Raw genomic sequence first — 474 nt, forward strand, 5'->3', positions numbered from 1 at the left:
AATTTGTTGTTCTTGGTATGTAAAGAGAATACAAGCTTGTTTCTTAATAAGAGAAAAAAGAGAGGTTTTAAAAATGTCAAACAATATAATTCCAAATGTTAACCCTGGAAACTTAGTTGGGAAAACACCAACTTTTCCAACTAATGCAGTAGTTAGAGGAGATTTTTTATATCTTAAAGATGCTAATGGTAATAGAATTGAAGGAAGAACAGTTAGTGATGGAGATGAAATAACTGTATTGGATATAAGTTATTCTAAACAATTAGTTTTAGTACAATATCCAACTTCAGCAGGTTATAGACAAGGTTATGTAACCAATGCCACAAGTATTATAAAGTATAAAGATAATTTTTCTTGGGAAAATGGATCAACACCAGAAAGTGTATATGATTTAGATAAAATAACTAAGATTGGTACATTAGATCCAAAAGAAAAAGCTGTAATATTATATAGAGTAGATGGAATGACTGCTAT

Annotated in this window: 1 protein-coding gene; it reads left to right on the top strand. The window is 28.9% G+C overall.

What is annotated here, in order from left to right; genetic code table 11:
- Window positions 1–474 (top strand): SH3 domain-containing protein (locus EII23_RS12375; RefSeq protein ID WP_221620423.1); only part of this gene is annotated, 474 nt, incomplete at both ends.

It is taken from the genome of Desulfovibrio sp. OH1186_COT-070 (assembly GCF_003860215.1).
Classification (GTDB): Bacteria; Desulfobacterota; Desulfovibrionia; order Desulfovibrionales; family Desulfovibrionaceae; genus Desulfovibrio.